Source organism: Treponema berlinense, assembly GCF_052273165.1.
Taxonomy (GTDB): domain Bacteria; phylum Spirochaetota; class Spirochaetia; order Treponematales; family Treponemataceae; genus Treponema_D; species Treponema_D berlinense_A.
Genome location: NZ_DAVZIU010000027.1, coordinates 1 through 26,743 on the forward strand (window position 1 = coordinate 1; position 26,743 = coordinate 26,743).

Below are 26,743 nucleotides of genomic sequence, written 5' to 3' on the forward strand. Positions count from 1 at the left end.
CTGGTAGAGCTGATTAAAATTTTTAATCAGAAATAGAAACTCCTGTTTTTGTCCTATTCTTTTTATAAGTTAGATTTACATCACCCATAACTTTTTGAACCATTTCAATTTCATCTTTTGGTTTTAAGATTTTTAAATAATTGTCTAAAACTCTCTTATACCTATTATCTTTTGAAGTCATTTGTGTAAGTGCAAAAGAAATTTTATCCAAGTCTTTGTTATGTGTTGTGTCTTCGGAAATTATTTTAAAAATTTACGTCTTTCCATTTCAAATGGCTGTTTTCAGGCTTTATCCAATACTGGTCTGAGAGGCTTAATCCCATAGATTTAATTATGAGTGAATTTAATGAAAGCCCTGCTATCTCAGAGAGAAACTTATCAAGGTTCTGTCTGGAAGAGGGGATGCAGCGTCCTTTCCACCATTCCCTGAAAGCCGTAACTTTATTAACAGTTTTCTGTGATTTTAGAAATAGGGGAACACGTTCATCATTATAAATTTCATTTATTGCATAAACTTCATCATTCAGAATTTCAAGATTAAGGACATTTATATCTTTGTGACAGAGAATATAATTCATTTAATTCACTCCTATTTTATGAGTTAAAATATAGTCATCAAGATATGAAACCGGATCAAACATATTTTTGCTTATTGAGTCAATTTCATTAGAAACAGAAGTTTCCGAAACCAAGGGCAATGACATCTTAAAAGGCAAGCCCTGTTCAATAACAACACGATTAAGAAAAAGCCTGACTGCTGAAGATAAATCCAGCCCCAGGTTGTTGAGAATTTCAGTTGCCTCTGTCTTCAATTTTTCGTCAATTCTAACCTGTACCTGATTTTTACTCATAACTCATCCTTGTAACTCGTTTGAATTACATTATAAATTTGAAATGCCATAAAATCAAGGTCAGTAAAACTAAAATTTAAATTCTCTTGTTTATAAATTTTTCATAATTTTTTCTTAAATTGCAATTTTTGTAGCTTAACATTATAATTTTAACTATGAAACAAGATTTTAAGATAGCCGAATTTAAGAAAACTAGAGAAGTTTATATAGGCGGCAATGAAAATACAGAGCGTATTACAATCGGAGGAGATTCTCCTGTTACAATTCAAACAATGTGGAAAGAGGGGATTACAGATGTAAAAGATAATCCTCAGAAAATTGAAAAAATTGTACAGCAGATAAACAGTTTGAAGCTTTTAGGTTGTGATATTATTCGTTTTGCTGTTCCAGACATGGAAAGCGCGGAAAGTTTTATTCAGATTTGCCGTGTTTCGACTATGCCTCTTGTTGCAGATATTCATTTTGATTACAGACTTGCATTAAAGTGTCTTGAAGGACCTGTCGGTGCAATCCGAATAAATCCTGGAAATATCGGTGCTAGAGATCGTGTGGAAGATGTTGTAAAAGCCTGTCGTGATACAGGAACTGCAATTAGAATTGGTGTAAATACAGGTTCTTTGCCTCATGATTTAGCGGAACAGGTTAACCTTGGAAAAATGAGCCGTGCGCTTGCTTTGAGCGAAACTGCCGCAAGAGAATCCGCCGTTTTTGATGAATTGAATTTCAGTCAATTTATTGTGAGTATGAAGGCAAGTTCTGTTCAGGAAACAATCGATGCAAACGAAGATTTTGCTCGTCGTTTTGAGATTCCTTTGCATGTTGGAGTTACAGAAGCAGGTCCTCTTATTACTGGTGTTGTAAAGTCGACACTTGCATTCAGCCATCTTTTGAAAGAGGGAATTGGAAATACAATCCGCGTAAGTTTATCGTCATCTCCAGAAAATGAAGTAATTACTGGACTTGAGATTTTGCGTGAATGTGGAAAAAGACAGGGCGGAATAAAACTTGTAAGTTGTCCTCGTTGTGGCCGTCTTGGTTTTGATGTACATGGTTTTATGCAGCGCTGGCAAAATAAGCTTCTTTCTATGAAAAAAGACATTACTGTCGCAGTTATGGGCTGTGTTGTAAACGGACCTGGCGAGGGAAAGCACGCAGATCTTGGAATTGCTGGTGCCGGTGGAAAAGCAATTCTTTTTAAAAAAGGCATGATTGTTGAAACTGTAGATATTGAAAAAGCCGATGAAGTTTTTGAAAAACTTTTAAATGAATTTTAGCTGCCGTTTGTGAACTTTGCACAAAAAAAAGGATGTTTTATGACAAAAAAATATTTGTTATCTTTCTGTATTCTCCTCAGTTTTTGTACATCAGTTTTTTGCGTAAGTTATTCTGAAAAATCCTGGAGAATTTTAGAGCAGGCTCAGGTGTGCTTTGATTCTGGACATTACGGAGATGCCTTTAAATTTGCAAGGGAGGCTTTTGTTAGTCGAAAAAATGAGGCGGAAAACGAGTTTAATGTTTTGGACAAGGCTATTTCTCCGGCTCAGGTAAGAAGGGCAGGAGATGAATTTCCTGCCGTCCTTAAGGTTTTAAAAGAGCGTGAACAGAAAGAAGCTGTCGACATAATTGAAAAATACCTAAAACTTTACGGAAGCTCTTACTATAAAGACAGCATTCATAATATGCTTGATTGGCTAAAAGAACGAAATGTTTATCCTGAAGCAGATTATTTGACTGGAAAAATCTATCAGGTTGAAGGGGAATATGAACAGGCGCTTTCTTTTTATGAGCGCGCCTACAGCGAAAAAGATTATCTTGATGTTTCTGACGTTCAGTATGAAATTTTGTATTCGATTGGTTTTATTGCAAAAATAAATAGCGATTTTGAAAAATTTGAAAAAACTCTTCTTTTAATTTTGAACAGCGATGAATTTTTTAAGAATGAATTGATGAAAAAATCAATTGCAAAAGCAATTTCTGTTGATAAAAAAGAAAATGTTGACCGAATTTTTCTTCTTTATAGAGCGGATTCAAAATATTCACTTATGGCCTTGTCTGAATTGGGAGATTTGTACGAAACACGAAAAGAATCAAAAAAGGCGCTTGAATGTTCTGCATTGTCGGCAGTCGAGTCTTTTACCCATATTTTAACTGCGATAGAACAGAGAAATTCTCAGTTTAAATACACATCTCTTAGGAATTTTTTTGAGGAATGTAAAAAATACGAGGAAATACTTTTTTGGGCTCAGAAAAACGATGTCTGGAATGTTTTTTATCAACTTGCAAAAAGAGCTGGTGCAAATGGAAATATTATTTTCGCACAAGCCCTGTATTCTGTAATGGCAGATTCGGTTCCAGATTCATATTACCGCTCTCTTTCTGCCAGTCAGTTAAACATCGGTTTTTAGTAGAAGAGTCCGATTCCAATTGAAATTTCGAGTGCAGAAACATTTTTTCGCCATGAGTCGTCAATAAGTTTTGACACAGCTTTCTTTATGATTTTTCTTCCAACGTCAATTCCTGCGCTTGCACGTACAACAAGGCTTCGCCATTTTGCCGGATATACGAGAACTTCAAGACCTGCGCCATACCATCCGTCTTTTATTGCAAATGTCTTTCCTGTAATAAGATTGTCTGCAAATGCAAAGTCGAAAAACGGCGAAATGTGCATTTCAAAATCAAAATAACGCATCCAGGTTAAGTGATTTGTAAGCCACGAATTTTCACCAAAACAGAATTTATTGAATTCATTCCAGTCTGTTGTTAGAATGCGGATTGGAATGTCTATGTTTCCGACAATTGCTGCCTGAGTGCTGAGCGCTTTTTGCGGTTCTCCAGAAAAGCCTTTTGCTTCCCAAACATCGGTTTTATAGCGCTGGTCGTCGCGGATTCCACGGAGGTAAGAGCCAATCTGTGTATTTTGATTGTAGTTATAAAAACCGTAGAATCTTGAATTGATTCCGATCCGATTGTTAAAAGATTTGTAAAGCGAAACTGTTCCTGAGAGCGTTGCAATATATTCTTCTTTTTGGAAGTTGTAGCCGACATACTGGTCAAAAGAAAGGTCAACTCCATCGCGGAAATTTTCATGCCAGTTTACGCGACCTGTCGAAGCCGAGTGTCCGACTTTCAGAGTAGGGCTTGAAAGATCTTCGTTTTCCTTGTTTATGCCATTTTTGTCCCAATAGCAGTCATAAGAAACGTATGGTCCCCAATTTACATCTCCAAAGTTGTCAATTTTTGCAATTTTATATGGAAGTGAAAGAGTTGCTCCTTCTGTCAAAAACAGTTCATCATCGTATTCAGTATAGTCAAAATTGCGTTCAATTCCCTGGGTTAAGTCAAGCTGTAAAGAAAAATTTTCGAAAGGAAGTTCAAAAACGAATCCTGTGCTGTAAGAAAATTCTGGTTTTGATTTTCCGAGCGTGTAATCAAAGCTAAAACTGTTTTTCCATTTTGAATCGAGAACCCATATCTTAAACGGATAATCGTATTTTAAGTTTATGCCAAAGATAGAGTTATAATCGCTTGTGTCTGTGTCGCTGTCTTTTGGTTCGTAGGAAAAATTAAAGTCTAAATCCAAAGTTTCGAGAGTGCCGAGAAAATTGGTGTCTTTTGCTTTTAATTTTAATACAAGACCATCATTTGAATTGTATTTAGGATAAGGAACCATTAAAAAATGCTTTGAATCCTGGGTTAAAATATTGAGTGCAACGTTTACAACTTCATCTTCGTCTGGAACAGCGTCGTATTTTGCATAAATAACAGTGGATTCAATGTTTCGTTCGTTTGCAAAAAGCTGTTTTATATTTTCGATATATGAATGCAGGTCATCGTAATTCTCAAAAATTCTTTTTTTGTCAATTTCAATGTTTTTTTCAAGGGCGTATGGCTTTGTAATTCCTGTAATATCGTAATTTACCTGATTGATTCTGTATTTTTCTGCTGCCAAAGAACTTAATGCTAGAAGAGAAGTAAAAATGAGCGAAGCCGAACGTTTCATTTAGTAAGCACCTTTTCCTTTTATAACGATGTAAATGGTCTTTATTATAATCCAAATATCAAGCCATACAGACCAGTTCTGAATATAATAAGAATCCAAGGTGATTCTCTCTTCGTAGCCTGTATCTGAACGACCAGAAATCTGCCACATTCCGCTTAATCCCGGTTGAACGCTTAAAATAAGCTCTGCCTTGTCGCCGTATTTAGCAAGTTCGGGTGTTGTGACTGGACGCGGTCCAATAAAACTCATTTCTCCTGTAAGTACATTAAAAAACTGAGGAAATTCATCAAGACTGGTTTTTCTTAAGAATTTTCCGATTTTAGTTACGCGCGGATCATTTGTGAATTTCCGGTCTTTTTCCCATTCTGCCGCCATAACCGGATCTTTTAATATTTCATCGAGCATTTTGTCTGCGTTTACGACCATTGAACGGAATTTCCAGCATTTGAATTCTTTTCCGTTTTTGCCGACTCTTTTGTGTCCATAAAAAACAGGACCAGGACTTGAAACTTTTACGCAGATTGCAGTAATCAGAATAACCGGAATAATCAGTGGAGAAGCGAGAAGCAGCAAAAAAATGTCGACAATGCGTTTTATAAAGATACTCAGTTTTTTTGTAAGATTGTGAGTCGAAGAAAAACCAAGAATTCCTCCAAAATCACGGACGTTTGCCGAAAGGGTGTTGAGTGCCTGTGCGTCAGGAATTGTAATCGTATAACGGAAGTATGAATTTATCAGGTCGAAATTTTCTTCCCAGTCAATGATGATTGCGACTTTTATTCCAGTTTGTCTTATTACGCAGTCAAGTTCCCTTGAAGGTTTGTAGACTGGAATGTCTTTGTAAAGCGAATTTTCAGAAGCCTTGCTGTCTAAAATTATCGCTGGTTTATAACCAAGGTCTTTTCTGTTCAAAAGACGGTCTACGATAAAATAGTCTTTTTGGCCACAGAGCATTATTACGGCAGGAACACCAAACCATTTTGTGTTTTTTAAAAGATGTCTTGCAAGTTCGCGTCCACATGGAAGAAAAACAAGGGCAAAAGGCGTTGCAAGGATAAATGCAACGACAATCGGCCATTTATCATCGGCTTCTTCAACTGTAATAGAAAGAGCAATTCCTGTAAAAACAAAAAACGAGCAGATTGCAAATTTTTTAACTTCATCTGCCGGCGGAAGCGAAATTCCTGGATAAAGCCCTGCTGCATAAAAAACAGAAATCATCGGAAGAAGGTAAATCCAGTATGTTATGAATGACCGAAAGTTTATCCACGAATGGTTGATGAGGTTTATTATAAAGAATGATGCTCCTATGGAAAGCATAATCATAAGGCAGTCAATTATGGCGAGAGCAAATCCTGATGTAAATGAACTTGTTTTCCAATATTTTTGATTAAAATAGGTAAGGTATTCTTTTTCGGTCATAGCAAGTTTTATTATATAAAAATAACTTCGTCTAGTCTATTAAGTTACAAATGTATTAAAACTGGGTTAATTTGTTTTAATAACAGAAGTTATCTTTTGTGTAATCAAGGTTGCCGAACGTTTGTATGAATATTTTTCTTTCAGTTCGCCGAGCTCAATTTTTGCAGGATTTTTTTCAATTTCGAGCAGTTTTTCGCAAAGTTCCTGGCTATCGCCACTTTTAAAGAACACAACAGGAAAACCACTGTAAATTTCCTTAAAAACAGGAATGTCCGAAATAATTGCAGGCGTTCCGCAAACCATGGCTTCTAGAGGGGGAATCCCAAATCCTTCGTATAAAGACGGCTGAACCAAAGCCAGAGATGATTCATAAAGTTCTCTTAAATTTTCGTTTGAAATTTTTCCTGTAAACTGAACCTTGTCTTCAGAAAAAGTTTCGAGCCTCTGAACCGTTTCTTCATCGCCAGTGCGGAAATTGTCCTTGTTTCCAACGATCACGAGTTTTGATTTTAACCCTTTGCCGCAGGCTTTTTCAAAAGCGTCCAAAAGCGTTTTTAGCCCCTTGTGCTTTTTTATGTTGCCGACAAAAAGAATCGAATTTGTTTTTTGAGGCGGAGTTTCGTTTTTATTTGCCAAATACGATGGAAAAGAATTGTAGACAACATCAACAGGCTTTTTGCAGTTGAGTTTTTCCAGAATCCTTGATTTAGAAAATTCCGAAACCGTAAAGACAGTTTTTGATAGATTGACAGCGCGCTGATAGAAGAATTTTCGGGCAAGTCTTCCGATAAAACTCGTAAGTTCTGGAACATCAAGAAATACAATGTCGTGAATTGTCGTAAAAACTGGCACGGCTATTCCTGACGGAACATTGCAGTACGGCGAAAAATAACACTGGTATGAGTTTATTTTTTTGATGATTTCTTTTGGAAAAGAATAAATTTCTTTGAGCGAAAAACACGGAATGTCGCAAAAACAAAATTCAACATTTTGCATGCGCACAAAAGGCATACACTGTTCGTGAGTGCCGATTAAAAGACATTCGTTGTTTTCTAGAAAATACGGAATAAGCTCAGAAATAAAAGTTCCGATTCCTCCTGAACCAATCATGCGGCAGTCAATTGCAATTCTTAACATTTTTTATTTTCCTTAACAAGAACTAAAACTTTTTTAAAGTCTGTTCAATTTCGTCTTTAATTTGGGCACAGAAACGTTCTGTCGAAAAACTTTTTGCATGAGAAGAAATCTCTGTCGGATTAAAACATTTTTGTTTTTCAAGGGTTTCAAATTCCTTAATCGCCTGCATAACGCTTTCTGTTTTTTGTTCCTTGAAAAAAACTCCAGTTTTTTTGTCTATTACAGTTTCGAGCGAGCCCCCCTTTGCAAAGGCAATTACCGGTCTGCCACAAGCTTGAACTTCAACAGGAATAATTCCAAAATCCTCTTCGGCGCTAAAAATCATCGCCCGGCACCGCATAAGATAATCCTGAACTTCGCTGTCGCTGATTCGACCGGTAAATTTTATGTCCGCACCCTTGTATTTTGCGGCAAGAGCCTTGAGTTCCTTTTCCTGACTTCCGCCGCCGATTACAACGAGTTTGCGTCCGAGTTCTCCGCAGGCAGAAATTGCAAGATCAATTCTCTTGTACGGAACAAAACGGCTAAAAACTACATAAAAATCTTCAGGCTCAAGAGCATTTGGACAAAGTCTTTCAGTATCTACAGGAGGATAAATTACCTTGCTGTCGAGATTCCAATATTTTTTTATTCTGCGCTGAATATATTTTGAATTTGCAATCAGAGAATCAATTCTTTGCGAAGAAACAAAATCCCAAAGTCTTATAGAAGGCATAAATTTATTCATGAAAAACGCAACAATTTTTTTAGAACGTTTTTGATATTCAAAAAACTGATCCCAGGCATATCGCATCGGAGTGTGAATATAGGCAAGGTGCGGAACAGAAGGAGGAGTTATTACGCCTTTTGCGCAGCTTGAAGAAGAACAGAGAACAAGATCGTACGAAGAAAAATCAAAATTTTCAAACGCTTTCGGCATAAGCGGCAGCATTTTTGTATAAAGTTTAGATGCCAAAGGAATTTTCTGCACAAAAGAAGTGTGAACTTTTCCTTTAGGAAAAATTTTCCCCATTTTTTTATCGTCGTAAACAAGCGTAAAAATATCAGCGTCAGGATAAATCTTCAAAAAAGCCTCAACGACGCGTTCAGCACCACCATAATTTACAAGCCAGTCATGAACAATCGCAACTCGGAACATAAAACCTCCGTAAACTGTAAGACAAAATCCTAGCATAAAATAAAAAAAAAGTCGTCAATTCTTTTAGTTTTTTATTTTGGAGCGCACTTTTTTGTTAAGAAAAAGAAAAAAAATCTGCCTTTTGTTTTTCTTTTAACCCGCTCTTTCTGCAAGTCCTCCTTCGCTTTCGCTCGTCCGGTCTTTTCGTGCGATCGGGGCTATGACCGTTTTTTAGGCGTTAGGTGTTTTTTTTCTGCATACTTTCAAATTTTGTATTAAAATAAGCCATGTTTTTTCTTTCTGATTTTTATAAAAATAAATTCGGCTGTAAAGTTTATAAAATTGCCCTTGATGCTCATTGCACCTGTCCAAACCGCGACGGAACAAAGGGAACTGGCGGCTGTATTTTTTGCAGCCAAAGTGGAAGCGGTGATTTTATCGAAAATTCAGTTTATCTAAAAAAACAGTTTGAAGAAGGTGTTTGCCTTGTCGAAAAAAAAGCCCATGGACGAAGCGGAAAAAATAAAGCTCTTTTTTTACCGTATTTTCAGTCATTTACTTCAACTTATGGAAATTTTGAAAAATTAAAGGAGCTTTATCTGGAAGCCCTCTCATTCAAAAACGTCTGCGGACTTGCGATTGCAACCCGGCCAGATTGTCTTTCTTTCCAAATAGTCGAGTTGCTTAAGCAAATTTCACAAAAATTTTTTGTTCAAATTGAACTTGGTCTTCAGACTTCTTGCGAGCAGACTGGAAAAATTATAAACCGTTGCTACACAAATGATGATTATAAAAATGCGGTCTCCCTGCTGAAAAAGGAAATTCCAGATGCTCATATAGTAACCCACTTGATATTCGGGCTCCCTGGAGAAAAAAGATCTGATATGCTTAAAAGCGTAGATTTCGTGTTGGATAATTTTACAGAAGAAAACTTTTTTGGAATTAAAATTACAAATCTTTATGTCGTAAAAAACACTGTTCTTGAAAAAATGTTTGCTGAAGGAAAATTTGAATGCATAAGAATGGAAGAATATTTTGAAATTCTAAAGCTTGCTTTTGAAAAAATGCCGGAAAAAACCGTGATTCACCGCTTTACAGGAGATCCTCCAAAGAAAATTGCCATTGCTCCTCAGTGGGCTTTAAATAAAAAAAGTGTATTGAACTATGCAAATAAAATTTTAATAAACCGATGACGGAATTGTACAAAAATACTGTTGATACAATTTTTAAATTGTTTGTTATCATTTTTATTACCTTATTTATAAGGAATTCAAAAAAAATTGGAGTAAAAAAATGACACTTTCCGTCTTTCTGCTTTTTGCCGCACTTTTTGCATTGGCTTATGCAGTTTTCAACTTCTTTAAGGTAAAAAATCTTGAAGAAGGAAATGAATTGATGCAGAAAATTGCATCTTATATTCGTGGTGGTGCTAATACTTTTATCAACATCGAATATCGCATTCTTGCAATTGTTGTTTTAATCGTTGCTGTAATCGTATTTTTTGCGCTTGATTGGTATGTTGCAGTTGCACTTCTTATCGGTTCTGTAATGTCTGCGCTTGCAGGTATGGTCGGCATGAAGATTGCTACTTACGCAAATGTTCGCGTTACAAACGAAGCAAATAAAACTAAAAATATCGGACAGACCTTAAAAGTTGCATTCCGTGGCGGTTCTGTTATGGGACTTTGTGTTGGAGGCTTTGCTCTTTTGGGGCTTTCAATTGTTGTAATTGTTTTTGGCTATGCATTCGGTTGGATTTCTTCAACAGAAGCTGTTCCTGCCTGGCTTACAAAAATCTCCCTTGTAAGATTTCCTAACGTTTTAACCGGTTATGCTCTTGGTTGTTCGATGGTTGCCATGTTTAACCGTGTTGGTGGAGGAATTTACACAAAAGCTGCTGATATGGGGGCTGACCTTGTTGGAAAAACAGAAGCTCACATTCCAGAAGATGATCCTCGCAATCCTGCCACAATCGCTGATAACGTTGGCGATAACGTTGGCGATGTTGCCGGGCTTGGTTCTGACCTTCTTGAATCTTATGTCGCTTCAATTGTTGCCGCAATTGCTCTTGGATACAACCTTATCATCAAGACAGGTGTAAGTGGCGATTCCCTTTCTGCATTGTATACATTCCCGCTCACCTTTGCAGCTGTCGGACTTATTGCCTGTGTTGTCGGTGTTGCTTCGCTTCTTGTACGCAACCTTTCAAAATCAAAAAAAGTTCACAATCAGCTCAACGGCGCTACTTATGTCGGTGCGGCTCTTACAATGGTTGCTGGCGCAGTTCTTTCATACAAACTTTTTGGAACTGGCAAAGTTGATTTTGAAAAACTCGGATTTAAATTCGGCGCGCTTTCTCCATGGATTGGAGCTACTGTTGGTATTATTGCAGGAATTTTGATTGGCACTCTTGCAGAATTTTATACATCTTCAGATTACAAACCTACAAAAATTCTTGCCGCTTCTTCTAAAGAAGGTCCAGCCCTGACTATTACTTCTGGTTTAGCGCTTGGTATGCGTTCTTGTATGGCTCCTTGTGTTGTTCTTGGAATCGGCATTATTGTGGCTTATTATACTTCAGGGCTTTATGGCGTTGCTATGTCTGCAATGGGTATGCTTTCTTTTGTTTCGCTTACAGTTTCTGTAGATACTTATGGTCCTATTTCTGACAATGCTGGCGGTATTGCGGAAATGAGTGCGCTCCCAGAAGGTGTTCGCGAAATTACAGATACCCTCGATGCTGTTGGCAATACGACTGCTGCAATCGGCAAGGGATTTGCAATCGGTTCTGGCGGACTTGCAGCCCTTGCCCTCATGCTTTCTTATATGTATTCTCTTCCAGGCGAATCTGTTGGCGCAAACGGTCTTCCTACATTGAATATTATGGAGCCTATGACTCTTGCCGGCGCAATTGTCGGTGGCGCTCTGCCTTTCTTCTTTTCTGGCATGCTTATTGATGCAGTTGCCGTTGCTGCCAGAAAAATGGTAGAAGAAGTTCGCCGTCAGTTTAAAGAACATCCAGCTATTCTTGAAGGAAAAGAAGATCCTGATCACAATCGTTGTATTAAAATTTCTACGGAAGGTTCAATCGGCCAGATGAAAGTTCCTGCTTTGATGGCTGTTGTAATTCCTGTTGTTGCCGGCCTTCTTTTTGGCGCGTATTTTGTCGGTGGTATTCTTATCGGCTCAACAATTGCTTCAATTATGATTGCGATTTTTACAGGAAATGCAGGCGGCGCTTGGGACAATGGCAAGAAATTTATTGAACAGGGTGGCCTTGAAGGAATAAAAAAAGGCGGAGAAGGCTATGACACTGTTCACGATGCGGCAGTTGTTGGCGATACTGTAGGCGATCCTCTCAAAGACACTGTTGGTCCTTGTATGGATATTTTTATTAAAATTATGTCTACGGTTTCTCTCGTTGCAGTATCTGTTTTTGCAGAATACAACCTTTGGAACTTTATTTTTAAATAATTTTCATAAAATTTTATAAGAAAGTGGTGTACTTAATACGTTTTGTATTGAGCACACCACTTTCTTTTTCATTTTGGTAAGCGATGAAGATTTACAGGCTTTTTATTGCTTCGAGCAGTTTTTTAGCGGCATTTTCGTAGGTATAGTTTTCAAGAATTTTTCGAGGAGAATCCACTTTTTTTTCTAGAAGTTTTGTCAGATTGCAGTCTGTACTGTCTGCATCAATATAAACGGCAGAATTCTTGTAGATTTCTGGAAGGCTTGCCCTGTTTGAAACAACAACTTTTGTTCCGCACGAAAGAGCTTCTAACGGCGGAATTCCAAAACCTTCATAATAAGATGGAAAAACGAAAGCCTTGCATTTTTCCATAAGGGCTTTTACTTCTCCATCGGTTACGTAGCCGAGCAAAACGACGTTTTTAAGATTTTTTAGAGCTTCAAGTTCAGGAGGAACAAGCCCGGAAATTGCTTTTCCGCTTACTGCGAAAGTCTCGTCCTCGTGTTTTTTTGCATATTCTGCAATCCATTTGAGATTTTTTCTTTTGGAAAGAGAACCAAGCGTAAAATAAAATTCTTTTGATTTTAACTGCCCGAATTTTTCAAAAATTTTGTTGTCTGCCGATAAACCCCTAAAGTGATCCCAGCCGTTCGGAATAACCTTTATTCTCTTGTCCTGGACTTTGTAGGCTTTTTGAATTTCGTTTTTTGCAAATTCCGAAACTGTAAGCACGATTTTTGCATTTTTTGTAATGTTGTGGTACGAAAAAAGACTGTAAATTTTTATGAGCCGGTCTTTTAACGAAACGAAATCTTTCGGATAAGCTCTTGCGTAAATATCGTGCAAAAAAGAAAGTCCGCATAATTTTCCGAGTGGGGCTGTGTTTGAAAAATTTAGTGCGGTTGCCTTGAAGTTTTTACAGGCAAGGGCAAAAGTCCACATGTCCCAAATAGGAAAACTCTTTATTTGTTTTGTGGATTTTTCTATTTTGATTTTTTTTAAGTCTGGAATTTTTTTTGCATTTGCTGGAACTAAGAGCCTTATGTCGTCATTTTTGTCTAGAATCTGATCCATTTTTGAGCAGACTTCCCAGGCAAACCGTTCAATTCCTGTCAAATTCCGGCAGAGAAAATTTCCGTTAATTAAAATCATTTTTCCTCCATCTGTCTGCGTGCGATTGTATTTTTTTCCCAATGAATTTTAAAGAGAGTTTATAAAAGAATCCATCCATTCGTAACGCTTTCCGCACCAGTCGAGGACGTAATTCACTTCGGAATCGTAAGTTTTTCGCTTTTTATAACCTGGTGTGTGAGGCCACTGCTTTCTTCCGAGCGTACGCCAAACCAAATCGTCGATTTCTGCCGAAGGAGAAAGTTTTTCTGCAAGAGTATTCATATAACTGAATGAGTTTTTAAGTTCTTCTTTTTTTTCGTTCCAGCGGTATTTTACGGCGCTTTTAAATTCGTCATTTCGCCATAATTCCTTGTACCAGTGAAATTTATTTATCCAGGAATCTTCTGGAAGATAGTTTTTGTCCATGTGGCTTCCGCCGAACGCAATGTCAAAATCCCAAACTGGTCCCATAAAGAGCTTTTGTTTTTGAGAGTCAAAATACATAAAACAGCTCGCCATAAAATTTGAGTCGCGGTTTTTGGAAAATTCGCTTATAAGATACCAGTCAACAAACGAATCTTTGTCGATAAAATCAAATACTTTTGAATTGTCAGAAAGATAAATCTGGTCTTCGATTGACTGGAGAATTCCTTTTTCATATAAGAATTTGTTTTCTGGAACGTAATTGTCTACTAGACTGAACGGAACTCCCTGGTTTGAGCGGAAATTCCATTCTTTGTTCATTCTTGAGTTTACTACAAAAATAAAACTGCCTTCTGGAAGTTTTATCCGGTTTTCTCCCTGTTCAACTTTTTCGTAGATGCAGTAAAGTCCTGAAAAATTATTGTTCAGGTAGAGATTTACGAATTTGAAAGACGGAGTCCAGACTCCGCTGTTTAAGATTTTTGCAGCAATGAAAGTTGCATAGGCGTCGCGAACTTTCGATTTGTCAGTCATAAAAGGACGAATTGTCCATTTCTGCGCGGCTGGCATTTCTAGTATGCTGCTTTCTTCTTGTAGTTTTGCAAGATACGGCTTTTTACGAAAAGTCCAAGTTGTGTTTCCTCTTCCGCGGATTTTTCCCATGTATTTTGAGCCTTTTGAATTTTCATAAGAGTTGTAATTCTCGTAAATAAAAAAATCTGCATCAACATATTGTTCTTTTGATTTTATTCGTTTTTCGCCGTCTGTTTCGATAAACATGACAGGCAGCCCGCAATCAAATACACGCTCCTTTGTAATCTGATTTTTGCCAGACATAAAGACAAAACCAATCATAAGAAGCGAGAGAACCAAAAGATAAATGTAAAGCCGTGCAGAATTTTTTTTGAACATAAACGCTTATTTGCCTTTTTTCCAGTTTGCTATGTCGAAAATATTGTCTTTAACAGTATACCATTCATCATCTTTTATAGAAAAGGTGTTTGAACTGTGCTGATCTGGCGACCATGTAGAGTTTGTTGTTACAACAGCACCTTTTTCTTTTTTGATTGAATCGTTCATCTGTTTTCCTGTAAACGGATTTACAGGATTTTCGACAAGACCGCGCAGCAGTAAGAGCGGAACATCTGCATTTGTCATAAACGAAGTGTCCGTCTTTATTTCGCCTTCGGCTCCAAAATCTTTTAGCAAAAGCATTGGGTTTAAATGATCCATTATGAATCCGTCTTCCAAAGTTCCATTGTAAAGGTCTTGTACGATTTTTCTCTGACCAATTCCATGGTCGGCGGCGATTATGATTTTTGTATTGTCATAGACACCGTTTTGTTTGAGAAGTTCTATCCATTTTCCAATCAGTTTGAATGAAGCGACATTTGCGCTGTAGCCTGAAAGTTTTGCGTATTTACCGACACCTTTTCCTGTAATTTTAGTTGCAGGAACATAGTCAGGCGGATTAAGCTCAAAACCTGAATGCGTGCTGTCGTTAGTAATGTTCAAAAATGCCGGTTTATCGCTTTCAAAATCCGTTAACTGTGGCAAAAAGTAGAGAGCCGAATAATAATCGATAAATTCCTGAATATCTCCGCTTTCTTCGTCCGTGCTCCACCATTTTGAATCGTCGTAAATTGCATCGCGGAAAATAGCAGGGCTTATTCTAAAAAAGCAAACCCAAAGCATGTTGCGCCTGATTGAAGAACTTACAAGATTTTGCTTTATCTTGTCTTTGTTCAAATCCATCCAAATTCCTGTGTAAGTGTGTTCGAGCGAAAGCGGTGTAACGTTTTTCATTCCCTGGAAAATGCTCATGTCTGGAATCCACTGGTAATTTGCCCAGGAAGTGTCTGTAATTGTAACGTTGTAGCCGAGCTGTTCACCAAAAATCTTCGGAAGAACTTTTAAAGCTTCGTTGTTTTTTGTGAGTTTTGAAACGTTGCTTCGTTTATTAAATTCCTCTGGAGTGTATTCATAGCCACCAAAAAGAGGAGGTGCACCGATAATCGTATGTCCGCCGTAAGAAATAGTGTTTGGATAATAGGTAAAGCCTGTAAAAATGTCTTTTAAAGACGGGTCTTCTTCAAAAATTGAAGAAAGATAGGCACTTTCGCTCCTGTCGAGCATAAAAAGAACGACATTTTGCTTATCTTTTGAAAGATGAAGAACAGGTTTAACTTCTTCGGCATTTTCTGGATTGTAAGTTGAAGCAATTTTTTCGTAATCGGTTTTTATTGATTTTGTATAAAAAATTCCAGCCGCAAAAAGTGAAATGCAGCAAATTCCAGAAATTCCTTGCAAAATGCCGGAAAATTTATATTTTATTGCAAAGACCGAGGCAACAATAAGAACTGCAATTGCCACAAGGTTTGCTATAATTGCAGAATAAGAAACTCTTCCTGCAATGTTTTCTGAGAACGTGAGCATTCTTGTTAAAGTTCCGTAGTGTCCGACAAAAATAAAAGTGTTAATTAGAGCGCCTGCAAACAAGACGAAAGAAAGTCCTGCAAAAGCAGTCTGGATTCTTTTGTTAAACAGAAAATATAAAAATGTCGGCCATACTAAAAAAAGGCCGCACGACTGAACTAGTGTGTTGCGTACAAAACAGACTGGCGAGCCTAAGTTGTCTATATTAAAAAATTCAATTACAGAAGAACTTATAATGCTTGAAGGAATAAAAAGTCCTGTCAGTAAGAAAAGTCCGATTGCAGAACTAAAAAATAGAATTCCGCGGGATTTTGAATCATTTAGAAGAGGGTAGAGCACTCTGTCAATAAGACGAGAAACTGCTTTTACAAAAATCGGGGCAAGAAGAACGAACGAAATTACAACAGCCATTAAAATTCTTCGTTTAAAACTTCCCGGATGCATAAAAATAAGATAAAAATCGCAAAAGAGAATTGCGGCGGCAACACAGCAGAAAAAAACTTTGAGCGGATTTTTAAGCTTCATAAAAATATTTTTTGTAAGAGAGAAAACCTGGTTCAGAGTCCAGTAAAGAACAAGTCCGCTCGGAGAATCATAAAGTACAACTAAGAAAAGAGCTGCCATAATGTAGACCTGAAGTTTTTCCCTTAAAGAATGACCTTTTGTGTAGACAAAGCCGGAAGCACAATTAATCAGGGTCATTAAAACAGGAAGCACGTTTATGGTAAAAGAGCCGATAGAAAAAAGAGCGTCATTTTTTCCCAAATCCTTCAAAATAAAAAACGAATGGCCCTGCAGAAGCGACAGATGGCTTAAATATGAGTATGCGGCCAGAAAAAAAGGAATTTGAATCAAAAGACTAAAACTTGAGCGCAACGCCATAATCGGATGATAATGGTTCTGACGGTAAAATGTCGTAAGAATCATGTACTGTTCATCGCCTTTAAAGAATTTTTTTATTCTTTTTATGCCAGGTTCCAGATCTTTTTGAATATCGCGTTCAAAATCCGTCCATTTTTCCGCAACAATATAAAGCGGAAGACACAAAATCGTAACGGCAAGGCTTACACCGAGAATCGCCGCTCCAGGATTTTTAAATACGTGAAAAAAAAGCGAAAATGAAAATTCAATGACTTGCTTAAGAGGGTAGATAAGAAGGTTAAAAAACAGGTCCAAGACCATGACAGTGCTCCCATAAGTTGTTTCATAACGAAGTGAAAAACAACAGATGATAAGAAAGTTTGCAACGCAAAATTTTAAAGATAAAAACAGACACCATTTTAGGCTGTTTTTATCTTACACTTGATTGCTGAATGAATTGCCAGTCATTTTTTTACACCAGCAAGTTCAATAAATCTCTCTCTATTTTTCAATTTTTTCCATTGTTTGAATCATAAAATCCGCAGTGCGTTTTCCAGCTTCTCCAATGTGCATCCATGCTTCGTCGCGTGCCTTTTTTCGTGCTACGGCAAGTTCCGGAGAATCGCTTGCATTTTGAATTACATTTTTGATATTGGCAAAATCTTTTTCTTCGATTTTTATGCCGATTTTTTTAACTGTGGAAAACTGCCAGATTTCGTGGTCAATATCGTAAGCGTCGTAAGGACCGAGTTCCATTTCCGCATTTGCGTACATAACAGGTTTATCGCAGAGAAATGTGTAGTCCCAGATAATTCCGGAAAAGTCCGTAATCATGATGTCCGCTTTTTTTAGCGAATAGAAATTGTCCCGGTTAGAATCCCATTCAACGTTCGGAACACCTTTGTATGCTTCTTCCAGTTCAGAAAGCATCTGCGCTTCAGAAATTCTTGACTGAGGATGCGGACGAATAATAATTTTCCAGCCGGTCGCAACGAGCGGATCAAGAAGTTTTTTTCCGTAAAGAGAGAGAAGTGCTGATTTTCCCCACGAAGGTGAAACCAAAACCGTAAACTGATGATTTTCTTCGGCAGGAATTTCTTCCATTCGTTTTTTAAAAACATCAAGATAAGTACAGCCGACTGTAACAAGCTGCTTTGCAGGAAGTTTTCTCTGTCTTTCCATTTCGCGTATGTCTTCAAATTGATAGTCGCCAGTACACAAAACTGAATCAAAATAGTCAATTCCAAAAAGACGGTACATTGTAGGGTCGCCAGGAGAGTGGAAAATGTGAGAATAATGCTTTACGTTTTTACTGCGTTTGAGTTGGTAAACTTGAAGACCAGGCGTTGTCATAAGAACAAAGCCTGCAGAAAGCATATTGAGTTTTGCAAAAGCCTTGTTGCCTTCGCCGATTACTTCAGGTTTTACAAATTCGAATTTTTCTTCGAAAACAGGATCTTTATCGTTTGCTACGTAATATGTAATTTCAATCTTTCGTTTTTCAAATTCATCAAGAATTGGCTTAAAAATATTCCAGTAACGTTTGTCTTCCGAATAGATTACATATTTTTTGTAAGCCTTATCGAGTTTCTGTCCTTTTCCGCCAGTAAAGAAAAGTTTAAGTTTAAGCCAGAATGCCTTTGCCAAAAAAAACAGTGTTGCACACGCTCCAATCAAAATTGAAAAGAGCATTGAGCCTGTGCCTGGATCGATATAAAGCGGTAAAAATGTCATAGTTTGCTATTTTATAGAACTGAATTGTCCGAAAGTTACGCGCTAAAAAGTTTTATTTTTACACATTTTTTCGGACAAATTCATTTCATCTCCCTTAATTTTATTTTTCGCAGAAGTCCTTAATCAATTCCAAAACCTTGTCCATGTCCGGTTTTGGTGCGACTGTAATGCGCATTGAAAGGTGTCCGCCCTCAGTCCAAAGCCTTACAAGGTAACCGTTTGAAGCGAGGTTGTCTTTGAGCGCCTGAACATCAATTGAGTCGTCAAAATGGATAAAGATGAAGTTTGCGGCAGATTTGAAAGCCTTGATTCCCTTTATCTTGTTGATTTCCGAAATAAACTCGTCTTTTAGGCTGATAATAGTTTTTGTGAGGTCTGAATAGTATTTTTTGTCTTGAAGAGCCGCAATGCAGACTTTCCGTCCGATGTTTGAAGTGCGGAAAGGATTCAAATCGAGTTTGAAAACTTGTTTTGCCATCGGTGTGCAAAGTCCATATCCCATGCGAATTCCTGCAAGTCCGTAAAGTTTTGAGAATGTACGGCAGAATACTACGTTGTTGTATGCGTTGAGAAAATATTTTGCGTCGTAAGTTACAGTCGAAAGTCCAAGATATGCTTCGTCAACGATTACGAGGGAAGAAGGATTTTCCTTGATTATTTTTTCAAGGTCTGTACGGCTTATTACAGCTCCTGTCGGGTTGTGAGGAGTTGTAATCACGATAATCCTCGGTTTTGTCTTTTTTGCAGTTTCGAGAAGATTTTCGGTGTCGAATTCGTACGAATCTGTTCCAGGAACAACGTTGTAATATGCAGCCTTTGCATGGCAAAGCTCGCAGACTGATTTATAATAATTCCAGGCTGGAGCCGAAATCAAAACTGTATCGTCCTTGTTGAGAACAATCGTCATGATTGTCTTGATTACATCCGAAGAGCCTGAGTGAATAAACACAGAATCAGTAGAAAGTTCAGTGATTTTTGAAATTTCCACTGCAAGGTTATCTTCGCGAGTAAGATCGTAAAGGTACAAATCTTCCATTGTTGCGTTGTGCAAAACCTCAAGGCATTTCGGGCTTGGTCCGAAAAGGTTTTCGTTTACATGCATGCGACCTGTAAGTTGTTCTGTCGCCACAACCGAATACTGTTTTATGTCAGAATAGTTTGAAAGATAGCTGATTCTCTGTGTTGAATTTATGAGTTCATCTTCCTGAAAAAACTGATCGATAAAGTCCTTAAAATTAGGGTAGAACTGGAGAATATCTTCTGTCGTGTCGAATTCCTTACATTCTGCATCGTCATAGCGCTTTATTTTCATCAAAAGTTCTGTGATATGTTTAATCTGGAAGTCGTCCCAGAGCATGTACTTCATTTCTGGATCGTAGTATTCTTTTACCATTAAATCGACAAATTTTTTAGAGAACGATTTAGAAAAGAATGCTTCGCCGATTGTGTACCATGATTTTTCGCCACCTTTTTTTACTTCAGTCATGTAACCGCGGTCATCAAGGCCTTTTACGCAGTATTCGTTACAGAATTCATCCGAATAAAGACAACCATAGTATGAGTCGTAAACATAATCGCGGTAAACGTTGTGAGCAAACCAGTTGTCAGAACAGCAGACATAAGAAGCCTTAAGATAGTCCTTTGCCGCATAGAGAGAAGACATGTTGTTTTTTTCTTCCCATTCTGTATTATCGATTACGATGAGGTCAGGATATTTTTTTGCCATTTCGTAATAGCGTTCTTTTAGGTATCCTACAACAAGGACAATCTGCTTGATTCCAGCGTCGTGAAGCTGCTTAATCTGGCGTTCAACCATTGTGTCGCCCTTGATTTCAAAAAGTCCTTTCGGAAGATAATTTGAAAGAGGCATACATCTTCTAGAGCGTCCTGCCGCCATAATAATTGCATTGTCAACTTTATAAGGAGCAAGAGCTTCCATTCCGTCATCTGTAACCTTGCCGTTTTTAACCCAGCCAGCCTTTTCGCAGGCAAGAACCGTATCCTTATTAAAAGAAGCAGTGTCTTCCTTTCGACGGGTTGCCATAAGATAGTCAAATTCAATTTCTGTCATATAAAAAAATACTCCTGTAAATCTATCGTTTTATTCGTTTTTGTTTATTTTAATATGTAATTATAGCATACATTTTCGTTAAAAATATACACTACTTATTTTTTGAACTGTCCCCAGTTTTCTTCCTTAAAAACGTCATCTTTTACAGTAAACCATTCGCTGTCTTTTACGCTGAAAGCCTTTTCTTTTCTGATTCTAGTACTTTGAGCAGGCGCATTATTTAAAATGGTGTAATCGTTTTTGTTTTCAACTTTAAGCGGTTTATTCGTAAAAGGATGAACTGCATTTTCAATGACATCTTTTGTTGCAAGATAAGGTGTATCTGCATTTGTCATAAAAGTGTAGTCGTCTCTTATTTCTCCGTGGGAGTTAAAATCTTTTACCAAAAGAGATGCGACAAAATTTTGCGGACTCATCTTAAGCCCCTTAGGTTTTGGCAGGTTTGTTTTTGCTCCTTTACTGAAAGAACCATGGTCAGAAACAATTATGATTCTTGTGTTGTCGTAAACTCCGTTTTCTTTCATATAATCAAAAAATTCAGAAAGCCGGTTGAAGATTCCGCAACTTGTGCTGAAAGCATCCTCATTTTTTAGCGGGCTGTTTCCTTTATTTGTAATATCATTAGTTTTTCTAAAATCGTATTCTGGCGCCTGTAGAGCAGTCGGTTCATGTGTTGCTTCGTTGTCAAGAAGAATCAAAGAACCTTTTCCTTCGTCAACTTTAGTAAGTTCCGGCAGATAATCGATTACTGCATAGTTGTCTACAAATCTGGCAGAATTGTCCCATTTGTTGTAAGAAAGCCAGTATTTTCTATGGTATACCCCCCCCCGTATAACTGGAGGAACCATCTTAAAGAAGCTAAACCAAATGAAGTTTCTGAAAATCATTGTGCTGATGTACGGTTCTTTTTCCATTCCGTGCCGTGCATACCAATAGTTTGTGTAAGTTCCTAGAACGTGATTATGCTGAATTTCTTCGTGACCAGCATATTTTACGGTATAAGGATTTATGTTCGGATCAGAAGCCGATTCAAGCTGAATTCCATTTCGTTCCAGATCAAGATTTTTTAAATACATATTGCTTTCTGGCTGTTCAAGATAGTTTTCATAAGGAAGGTTTGCAACCTGTGCCCTGTAGCCGTTCGCTGTAAAAATAAGAGGAAGAGTCAGCATGGCTTCGTTGTGTTTGTCTTGAAGAGTTTTTTGAGGTTCTTCAAGCGCACGTTCGTTCATTCTATGTGGAGTGTAGTCGTAACCGCCGAAAAGCCCTGGAGTTCCAATCATTGTAAGTTTTCCCATCGAAACCGTATTCGGATAGTTTACAAATCCATCAAATTTTTGCTTTAAATCTGGAAGTTCATCAAAAATATATGGGATATACGGATTAAAAAGCCTGTCCTGCATTATGACAAGAACGTTTTTATGAGTTTTCGAAAGATAAAAAATCGGTTCAAGTTCATTGTTGTATGCAGGAACTGCAAGATTTTTGTAGGCTTTTTGAATTGAGGCGATGTTTTTTAGAGAAACAGCACCGAGAGAAATTATTAAAATTACAGAAAGGGAATGTGCAATTTTCGGAAATTTTGAAAGCAGTAATACGAATCCTGCAAAAATTGCAAGAAGCACAGTCAGATTCAGAATAATTTCGTTTACTTTAGGAGTAAACACCTGTGGCTGCATAAACTCAAGCCAGGCTTCTACAGGACCATAATGTCCGCCGAAAATAAAAGTGTTGGTAACGGCAATAAAAGCCCCTGCCGTAAAAAGAACTGTAAGAATTTTTTTAATTCTCACTGAAAAAAGTGCATAAAAACAGCTTGGCCACAAAATAAAAAATCCTACAGCCTGAAAAAAAGTTGTAGAAAGAAAAATAAAAGGAGAAGAATAGCTGTCAACAAAACAGTAATTATTCGGTTCACTTTCCATAATAGTGGACGGAATTGCAAGTCCCGAAAGAAAAGCAAGCGCAATTGCCGAAAAAATAAAAAGAGAAGAGCGAAGTTTTTTATTTGTTTCCAGAATTTTAAAAGATCGGTCTGTCAATCTTGCCATTCTGATTACCGCAAATGGAATTAAAGGAAGAACAATCCCCAAAACAAAAATTACTTTTTTAAAGCCATTTTTTGAAGAAGCTAAAACCGTAAAAGGCGAAACTATACAGAAAGCAGCAAAAAGACACAAAATTATATAGAGAACTTTTTTTGGATTTTTTAACTTGTAGAAAATGTTTTTTACAAGCGAGAGAATGTTGTTCATCGTCCAGTAAACGACAAGTCCCGCCGGAGAATTGTAAAGCACGACAAGAAAAATCGCCGCAAAAGCATAAATCTGGATTTTTTCTTTTGCAGAATGACCTTTTGAATAGATGTATCCAGACACGCAGTTAATTAAAGTCATTGCGATTGGAAGAATGTTTACGGCAAAGTTTCCGATATGAAAAGTTTCATCTGGAGAACCAAAATCTTTGATAAAAAGAAAGGAAACGCCTTTTAAGGTTCCAAGGTCGGAAAGAAAATGATAAGCAGCAAGAAAAAAAGGCACCTGAATCAAAAGACTAAAACTAGAACGCAGAGCCATAATCGGGCTGTAATGATTTTGGCGGTAAAAAGTGTTCAAAATCATATACTGCTCATCACCTTTGAAGAATTTTTTAATTCTTTCAATTCCAGGTTTGAGCATAATTTGCGTCTCACGCTCTTTTTCCTGCCATCCTTCGGCAACCATATAAAGTGGAAGAGTACAGAGCGTCACAACAAAACTCAGACCGATAACCGCAATTCCAGGATTGGATGTCGCTTCAAAAATAAACTGATAAAAAAACTCAAGAAGAGTATTAAGCGGAAGAATAATAATATTGTAAAGTGCTGAAAACATAGTTTTGCTAGTTTACTACAAATGCTTTTGATTTACAATAATTCTAAGCAGTAGAAAAATTCTTAGATGCTAATTAATGAATTTTTTTTAACGATTTTGCAAATTTTCTAAGTCCTGCACAAATTCCTTCTAGCATGTTGAAAAAATGAGGGCAGTGAGCCTTCAAATCTGCAAGCGTAAAAAGTAATGGCGACTGCATTATGCTTACAATGCGCTGGTCGTTTATAAGCTGAACTTCGTTGAATTGAAATTTTGGATTATCAATCATCTCTTTTATTTCTTCTGGAATGTCACCGAATTCCTTTATTTTTTGAAGGACATTTTTATCTGCAAGTTTGTAATAAGGAATGTAACTTTTTCCAGAAAATTCGCTTGAGTAATAATGAATTATTTTTGCGTCTTTTAGAAAGACAAGTCCGCCATGGCTTAGCTGACAGTTCCATTTTCCGTCTAAAAGCTGCATTTTTAATCCAGTTTGAAAATTTGCTTCGTTTAGCGCTGACTGGTCATGTTTGTCGTGCTTTTTATAAGCAGAATATTTCCAAAGTTCATTCCATTTTTTGAACAGGGCTTTTGTCTGTTCCTTTTGTTCTGGTGTATCAGCTTTTGCCAGAAGAAGCCCCCCGTTTATGTTATATCCAGCTTCTTTTGTACCAGAAAATCCTAATTTTTTGTCACGTTCAAGAAAATATTTTTTATGGATATGCTCGTTTAACAGACAATGACCGTCCAAAACTCCGCCTGTTATGGCTTTTTCATTTTCAATTTCGCTTAAATCATCACAAATTACTGTGTCGCAGTCGATATACAGAAAACTTTCATCGATATAATCAGGGATTGAGGTTTTCAAAAGACGCGATCTGTCTATGTTTGGGATATTTTCATCAAAATTTACTGAAATAACTTGCGAAGCATATTTTTTTAAGGCAAGTCTTTTATTTTCTTCTGTAAAAGACTTTTCTGTGTTGTCGTCTACAATAAATATAATTTGAGAATTCGGCATTTTTTTTCGCAATGAATAGGCTGAAATCAAGGCCTGTTCGTAATACAAATCTTTTGTAGTTGACGTTAAGACATAAACATATTTCATATTCTAGATTATAGTGTTATAATTCAATTATGTCCAAAGAAGAAATAAAAACTTTTATCGAAAAAGAAAAAAATAGTGGAAATGTATTTCATTTTTTCTGTCCGTATAGGGTTTGTCCTCTAGGCGCTCATGTCGATCATCAGCTTGGGCTTGTAACAGGATTTGCAATCGACAAAGGAACCAAGTTTTCATTTTTTGCAACAGAAGACTGTGAAATTGAAGTATATTCAGATAATTTTGAAGGCATTGCAATTGGTAATTTAAACGAAGAATACGAACGGCAGTATATATGGGCCGATTATCTTTTTGGCGCTGCTTATGCGTTAAAAAAATCATACACCCTGACAAAAGGACTAAAAGGAATTGTTTCAGGAGAAGTTTTAGGAGGAGGGCTTTCTTCTTCTGCCTGTGTAATTTTGACTTATTTAAAATCACTGGCTTTTGTAAATGATATAAACCTTACTTCGGTTGAACTCGTAAATCTTGCAATTGATACAGAACGAAACTTTATTGGTGTAAACGTTGGAAAGCTTGACCAAAGCTGCGAAGTTTTTTCAAAAAAAAACAATCTTTTGTATCTCGACACAAAAACAGATTCTGCTAAGCTTATCAAAATCCCTAAAAATATGCCGGATTTTGAAATCGCAATAATTTTTTCTGGTCTTGATCGAAAACTTGCCGGATCGGCTTATAATATGCGCGTTGATGAATGCAAGGCTGCAAGTTATGCATTAAAAGGATTTGCTCATCTTGAATACGGAAAATTCAATGATACTTATCTTCGCGATGTTCCTGCCGGAATTTTTTTACAATATAAAGATAAACTTCCATCGAACTGGGCAAAAAGAGCAGAACATTTTTATTCTGAAAATGAACGTGTAAAAAAAGGAGTAAAGGCTTTTCAAAATGGTAATCTGGAAGAATTTGGCAAATTGATTTTTGAAAGCGGACGTTCTTCTATCGAAAAATATGAGACTGGAAGTAAAGAATTAAAAGTTTTACAGAATATAATGGAAAATACAGACGGAATTTACGGCGGTCGCTTTAGTGGAGCCGGTTTTAATGGCTGCGCAATGGCGGTTATAAATCCGGAGAAAAAAAATGAAATTGCAAAAAAAATTCGTACGGAATATTTAAAAAGTTTTCCAGAATTAAAATCAACTTTTAATATCATTTTTTGCAAAACAGCGGATGGAATCAATTAAATGAAATCGATTATACTTGCAGCCGGGTATGCAACCAGGCTTTATCCTTTGACTAGAAATTTCCCTAAGCCTTTGCTAAAAGTTGGTGAAAAAACAATTCTCGACCGTCTTATTGATGATATTGACCAATTTGAAAATATCAATGAGCATATTATTGTTTCAAACCACAAATTTGTCAGACAGTTTGAAAAATGGAAAAACAGCCGAAGTTTTAATCATAAGGTTACTGTAATTGATGACGGTTCGACCGAAAATGAAAATCGCATAGGAGCAGTAAAAGATATTCTGTTTGCGATTGAAAAATGCAATGTAAATGAAGAGATTTTAGTTCTTGCAGGTGATAATATACTTGATTTTTCGCTAAAAAATTTTGTTGAATATGCAGAACAAAAAAAATCTCCGTGCATAATGCGTCATTACGAAAAAAGTGTTGAAAAATTGAGCAGAACTGGTGTCGCTGTGATTGATGAAAATGACAAAGTTCTAAAAATGCAGGAAAAACCTTCAATTCCAGAGAGCCATTGGGCAGTTCCTCCTTTCTATGTTTACACAAAAGACGATTTGCCATTTATAAAAGAGGCTTGTACAAAAGACGAAAATGGAAAAATTCCATGCGGAACAGATGCGCCTGGAGATTTTATTTCATGGTTTTGCAGCAAAAAGACAGTATATGCCTGGCAGATGACAGGCAAAAGACATGATATTGGAAATCTTGAAAGCCTTGAAGAAGCAAGACAGGTGTTTTTTAAATAAAAAGCGAGATTATACTGCTTGCTATTTTTTGTTGTTTCGCAACAAAGTGAGAAACAACCGATGATAAGAAAGTTTGCAACACAAACTTTTAAAGATAAAACAGACGCTATTTCGGCTGTTTTTATCTTATCTCCTCCACAATTTTCCATTCAACAAGGTTTCTTTCCTTTGTGGAAAAACTTGCG

General features: G+C 37.0%; 20 protein-coding genes. 6 read left to right on the top strand and 14 right to left on the bottom strand.

Annotated elements, in window-relative coordinates; all coding sequences use genetic code 11:
- Positions 1-22 precede the first annotated feature (22 nt).
- From ACT6XC_RS08290 to ACT6XC_RS08300, 3 genes are all read right to left on the bottom strand, one after another.
- Complete coding sequence (locus ACT6XC_RS08290; RefSeq protein WP_443741456.1) at positions 23-181, bottom strand: hypothetical protein; 159 nt, start codon at positions 179-181, stop codon at positions 23-25.
- 64 nt (positions 182-245) lie between these two features.
- A complete protein-coding gene (locus ACT6XC_RS08295; protein WP_443741457.1) occupies positions 246-578 on the bottom strand; it encodes a hypothetical protein in 333 nt (110 codons plus the stop codon).
- The gene (locus ACT6XC_RS08300) at positions 579-851 is read right to left on the bottom strand and encodes a type II toxin-antitoxin system RelB/DinJ family antitoxin (protein WP_443738652.1); all 273 of its coding nucleotides are present in this window, start codon (positions 849-851) and stop codon (positions 579-581) included.
- Between the two features lie 173 nt (positions 852-1,024).
- On the opposite strand from ACT6XC_RS08300, the gene ispG reads away from it, so the two are divergent.
- Both ispG and ACT6XC_RS08310 read left to right on the top strand, forming a co-directional pair.
- Positions 1,025-2,125, top strand: coding sequence for a (E)-4-hydroxy-3-methylbut-2-enyl-diphosphate synthase (gene ispG / locus ACT6XC_RS08305; RefSeq protein ID WP_443741473.1), 1,101 nt, complete (start codon positions 1,025-1,027; stop codon positions 2,123-2,125).
- Between the two features lie 39 nt (positions 2,126-2,164).
- Positions 2,165-3,256, top strand: a complete 1,092-nt coding sequence (locus ACT6XC_RS08310; RefSeq protein WP_443741458.1) for a hypothetical protein — start codon at positions 2,165-2,167, stop codon at positions 3,254-3,256.
- Here the strand turns inward: ACT6XC_RS08310 and ACT6XC_RS08315 are convergent.
- The 4 genes from ACT6XC_RS08315 to ACT6XC_RS08330 form a co-directional block, all read right to left on the bottom strand.
- A complete protein-coding gene (locus tag ACT6XC_RS08315; protein WP_443741459.1) occupies positions 3,253-4,851 on the bottom strand; it encodes a hypothetical protein in 1,599 nt (532 codons plus the stop codon). The genes ACT6XC_RS08310 and ACT6XC_RS08315 overlap by 4 nt on opposite strands.
- Positions 4,852-6,273, bottom strand: a complete 1,422-nt coding sequence (gene wbaP, locus ACT6XC_RS08320) for an undecaprenyl-phosphate galactose phosphotransferase WbaP (RefSeq protein WP_443738649.1) — start codon at positions 6,271-6,273, stop codon at positions 4,852-4,854. It abuts the gene before it with no gap.
- 66 nt (positions 6,274-6,339) lie between these two features.
- Complete coding sequence (locus ACT6XC_RS08325; RefSeq protein WP_443741460.1) at positions 6,340-7,410, bottom strand: glycosyltransferase family 4 protein; 1,071 nt, start codon at positions 7,408-7,410, stop codon at positions 6,340-6,342.
- Positions 7,411-7,432: 22 nt separating this feature from the next.
- Entirely contained in the window at positions 7,433-8,548 is a 1,116-nt protein-coding gene (locus tag ACT6XC_RS08330) for a glycosyltransferase (RefSeq protein WP_443741461.1), read from the bottom strand.
- Positions 8,549-8,814: 266 nt separating this feature from the next.
- Here ACT6XC_RS08330 and ACT6XC_RS08335 point away from each other — a divergent pair, with 266 nt between their 5' ends.
- Positions 8,815-9,720, top strand: coding sequence for a TIGR01212 family radical SAM protein (locus ACT6XC_RS08335; protein ID WP_443741462.1), 906 nt, complete (start codon positions 8,815-8,817; stop codon positions 9,718-9,720).
- Positions 9,721-9,820: 100 nt separating this feature from the next.
- Positions 9,821-12,001 carry a sodium-translocating pyrophosphatase gene (locus ACT6XC_RS08340; protein ID WP_443741463.1) on the top strand — a complete coding sequence of 727 codons (2,181 nt, stop codon included), beginning with the start codon at positions 9,821-9,823 and terminating at the stop codon, positions 11,999-12,001.
- A 91-nt stretch (positions 12,002-12,092) separates the two neighbouring features.
- On the opposite strand, the gene ACT6XC_RS08345 is transcribed toward ACT6XC_RS08340, so the two are convergent.
- The 7 genes from ACT6XC_RS08345 to ACT6XC_RS08375 form a co-directional block, all read right to left on the bottom strand.
- On the bottom strand, positions 12,093-13,151 hold the full coding sequence (locus ACT6XC_RS08345; protein ID WP_443741464.1) for a glycosyltransferase family 4 protein: 1,059 nt from the start codon (positions 13,149-13,151) through the stop codon (positions 12,093-12,095).
- Positions 13,152-13,199: 48 nt separating this feature from the next.
- Positions 13,200-14,447: a CotH kinase family protein gene (locus ACT6XC_RS08350; protein ID WP_443741465.1), complete on the bottom strand. Its 1,248-nt coding sequence runs from the start codon at positions 14,445-14,447 to the stop codon at positions 13,200-13,202.
- Between the two features lie 6 nt (positions 14,448-14,453).
- Entirely contained in the window at positions 14,454-17,153 is a 2,700-nt protein-coding gene (locus ACT6XC_RS08355; protein ID WP_443741466.1) for a YidC/Oxa1 family membrane protein insertase, read from the bottom strand.
- 180 nt (positions 17,154-17,333) lie between these two features.
- Positions 17,334-18,566, bottom strand: a complete 1,233-nt coding sequence (locus ACT6XC_RS08360) for a CDP-glycerol glycerophosphotransferase family protein (RefSeq protein ID WP_443741467.1) — start codon at positions 18,564-18,566, stop codon at positions 17,334-17,336.
- Positions 18,567-18,666: 100 nt separating this feature from the next.
- Positions 18,667-20,637 (bottom strand): aminotransferase class I/II-fold pyridoxal phosphate-dependent enzyme, encoded by a 1,971-nt coding sequence (locus ACT6XC_RS08365; RefSeq protein WP_443741468.1) that lies wholly within the window; start codon positions 20,635-20,637, stop codon positions 18,667-18,669.
- Between the two features lie 95 nt (positions 20,638-20,732).
- Entirely contained in the window at positions 20,733-23,510 is a 2,778-nt protein-coding gene (yidC, locus tag ACT6XC_RS08370) for a membrane protein insertase YidC (protein WP_443741469.1), read from the bottom strand.
- 73 nt (positions 23,511-23,583) lie between these two features.
- The gene (locus ACT6XC_RS08375; protein ID WP_443741470.1) at positions 23,584-24,600 is read right to left on the bottom strand and encodes a glycosyltransferase; all 1,017 of its coding nucleotides are present in this window, start codon (positions 24,598-24,600) and stop codon (positions 23,584-23,586) included.
- A gap of 29 nt (positions 24,601-24,629) precedes the next feature.
- Between ACT6XC_RS08375 and ACT6XC_RS08380 the strand changes: the two genes are divergently transcribed.
- Together ACT6XC_RS08380 and ACT6XC_RS08385 are read left to right on the top strand one after the other, a co-directional pair.
- Entirely contained in the window at positions 24,630-25,805 is a 1,176-nt protein-coding gene (locus ACT6XC_RS08380) for a GHMP family kinase ATP-binding protein (protein WP_443741471.1), read from the top strand.
- Positions 25,806-26,558: a nucleotidyltransferase family protein gene (locus ACT6XC_RS08385; protein WP_443741472.1), complete on the top strand. Its 753-nt coding sequence runs from the start codon at positions 25,806-25,808 to the stop codon at positions 26,556-26,558. It begins immediately after the preceding gene.
- Positions 26,559-26,743: the final 185 nt, after the last annotated feature.

Coding starts and splice junctions, on each gene's coding strand:
- wbaP (WP_443738649.1), bottom strand. CDS start 6,273: ATGACCGAAAAAGAATACCTTACCTATTTTAATCAAAAATATTGGAAA.
- ACT6XC_RS08340 (WP_443741463.1), top strand. CDS start 9,821: ATGACACTTTCCGTCTTTCTGCTTTTTGCCGCACTTTTTGCATTGGCT.
- ACT6XC_RS08300 (WP_443738652.1), bottom strand. CDS start 851: ATGAGTAAAAATCAGGTACAGGTTAGAATTGACGAAAAATTGAAGACA.
- ACT6XC_RS08290 (WP_443741456.1), bottom strand. CDS start 181: ATGACTTCAAAAGATAATAGGTATAAGAGAGTTTTAGACAATTATTTA.
- ACT6XC_RS08295 (WP_443741457.1), bottom strand. CDS start 578: ATGAATTATATTCTCTGTCACAAAGATATAAATGTCCTTAATCTTGAA.
- ACT6XC_RS08345 (WP_443741464.1), bottom strand. CDS start 13,151: ATGATTTTAATTAACGGAAATTTTCTCTGCCGGAATTTGACAGGAATT.
- ACT6XC_RS08335 (WP_443741462.1), top strand. CDS start 8,815: ATGTTTTTTCTTTCTGATTTTTATAAAAATAAATTCGGCTGTAAAGTT.
- ACT6XC_RS08385 (WP_443741472.1), top strand. CDS start 25,806: ATGAAATCGATTATACTTGCAGCCGGGTATGCAACCAGGCTTTATCCT.
- ACT6XC_RS08380 (WP_443741471.1), top strand. CDS start 24,630: ATGTCCAAAGAAGAAATAAAAACTTTTATCGAAAAAGAAAAAAATAGT.
- ACT6XC_RS08315 (WP_443741459.1), bottom strand. CDS start 4,851: ATGAAACGTTCGGCTTCGCTCATTTTTACTTCTCTTCTAGCATTAAGT.
- ACT6XC_RS08350 (WP_443741465.1), bottom strand. CDS start 14,447: ATGTTCAAAAAAAATTCTGCACGGCTTTACATTTATCTTTTGGTTCTC.
- ACT6XC_RS08375 (WP_443741470.1), bottom strand. CDS start 24,600: ATGAAATATGTTTATGTCTTAACGTCAACTACAAAAGATTTGTATTAC.
- ACT6XC_RS08360 (WP_443741467.1), bottom strand. CDS start 18,566: ATGACATTTTTACCGCTTTATATCGATCCAGGCACAGGCTCAATGCTC.
- ACT6XC_RS08330 (WP_443741461.1), bottom strand. CDS start 8,548: ATGTTCCGAGTTGCGATTGTTCATGACTGGCTTGTAAATTATGGTGGT.
- ACT6XC_RS08355 (WP_443741466.1), bottom strand. CDS start 17,153: ATGGTCTTGGACCTGTTTTTTAACCTTCTTATCTACCCTCTTAAGCAA.
- ACT6XC_RS08310 (WP_443741458.1), top strand. CDS start 2,165: ATGACAAAAAAATATTTGTTATCTTTCTGTATTCTCCTCAGTTTTTGT.
- yidC (WP_443741469.1), bottom strand. CDS start 23,510: ATGTTTTCAGCACTTTACAATATTATTATTCTTCCGCTTAATACTCTT.
- ACT6XC_RS08365 (WP_443741468.1), bottom strand. CDS start 20,637: ATGACAGAAATTGAATTTGACTATCTTATGGCAACCCGTCGAAAGGAA.
- ACT6XC_RS08325 (WP_443741460.1), bottom strand. CDS start 7,410: ATGTTAAGAATTGCAATTGACTGCCGCATGATTGGTTCAGGAGGAATC.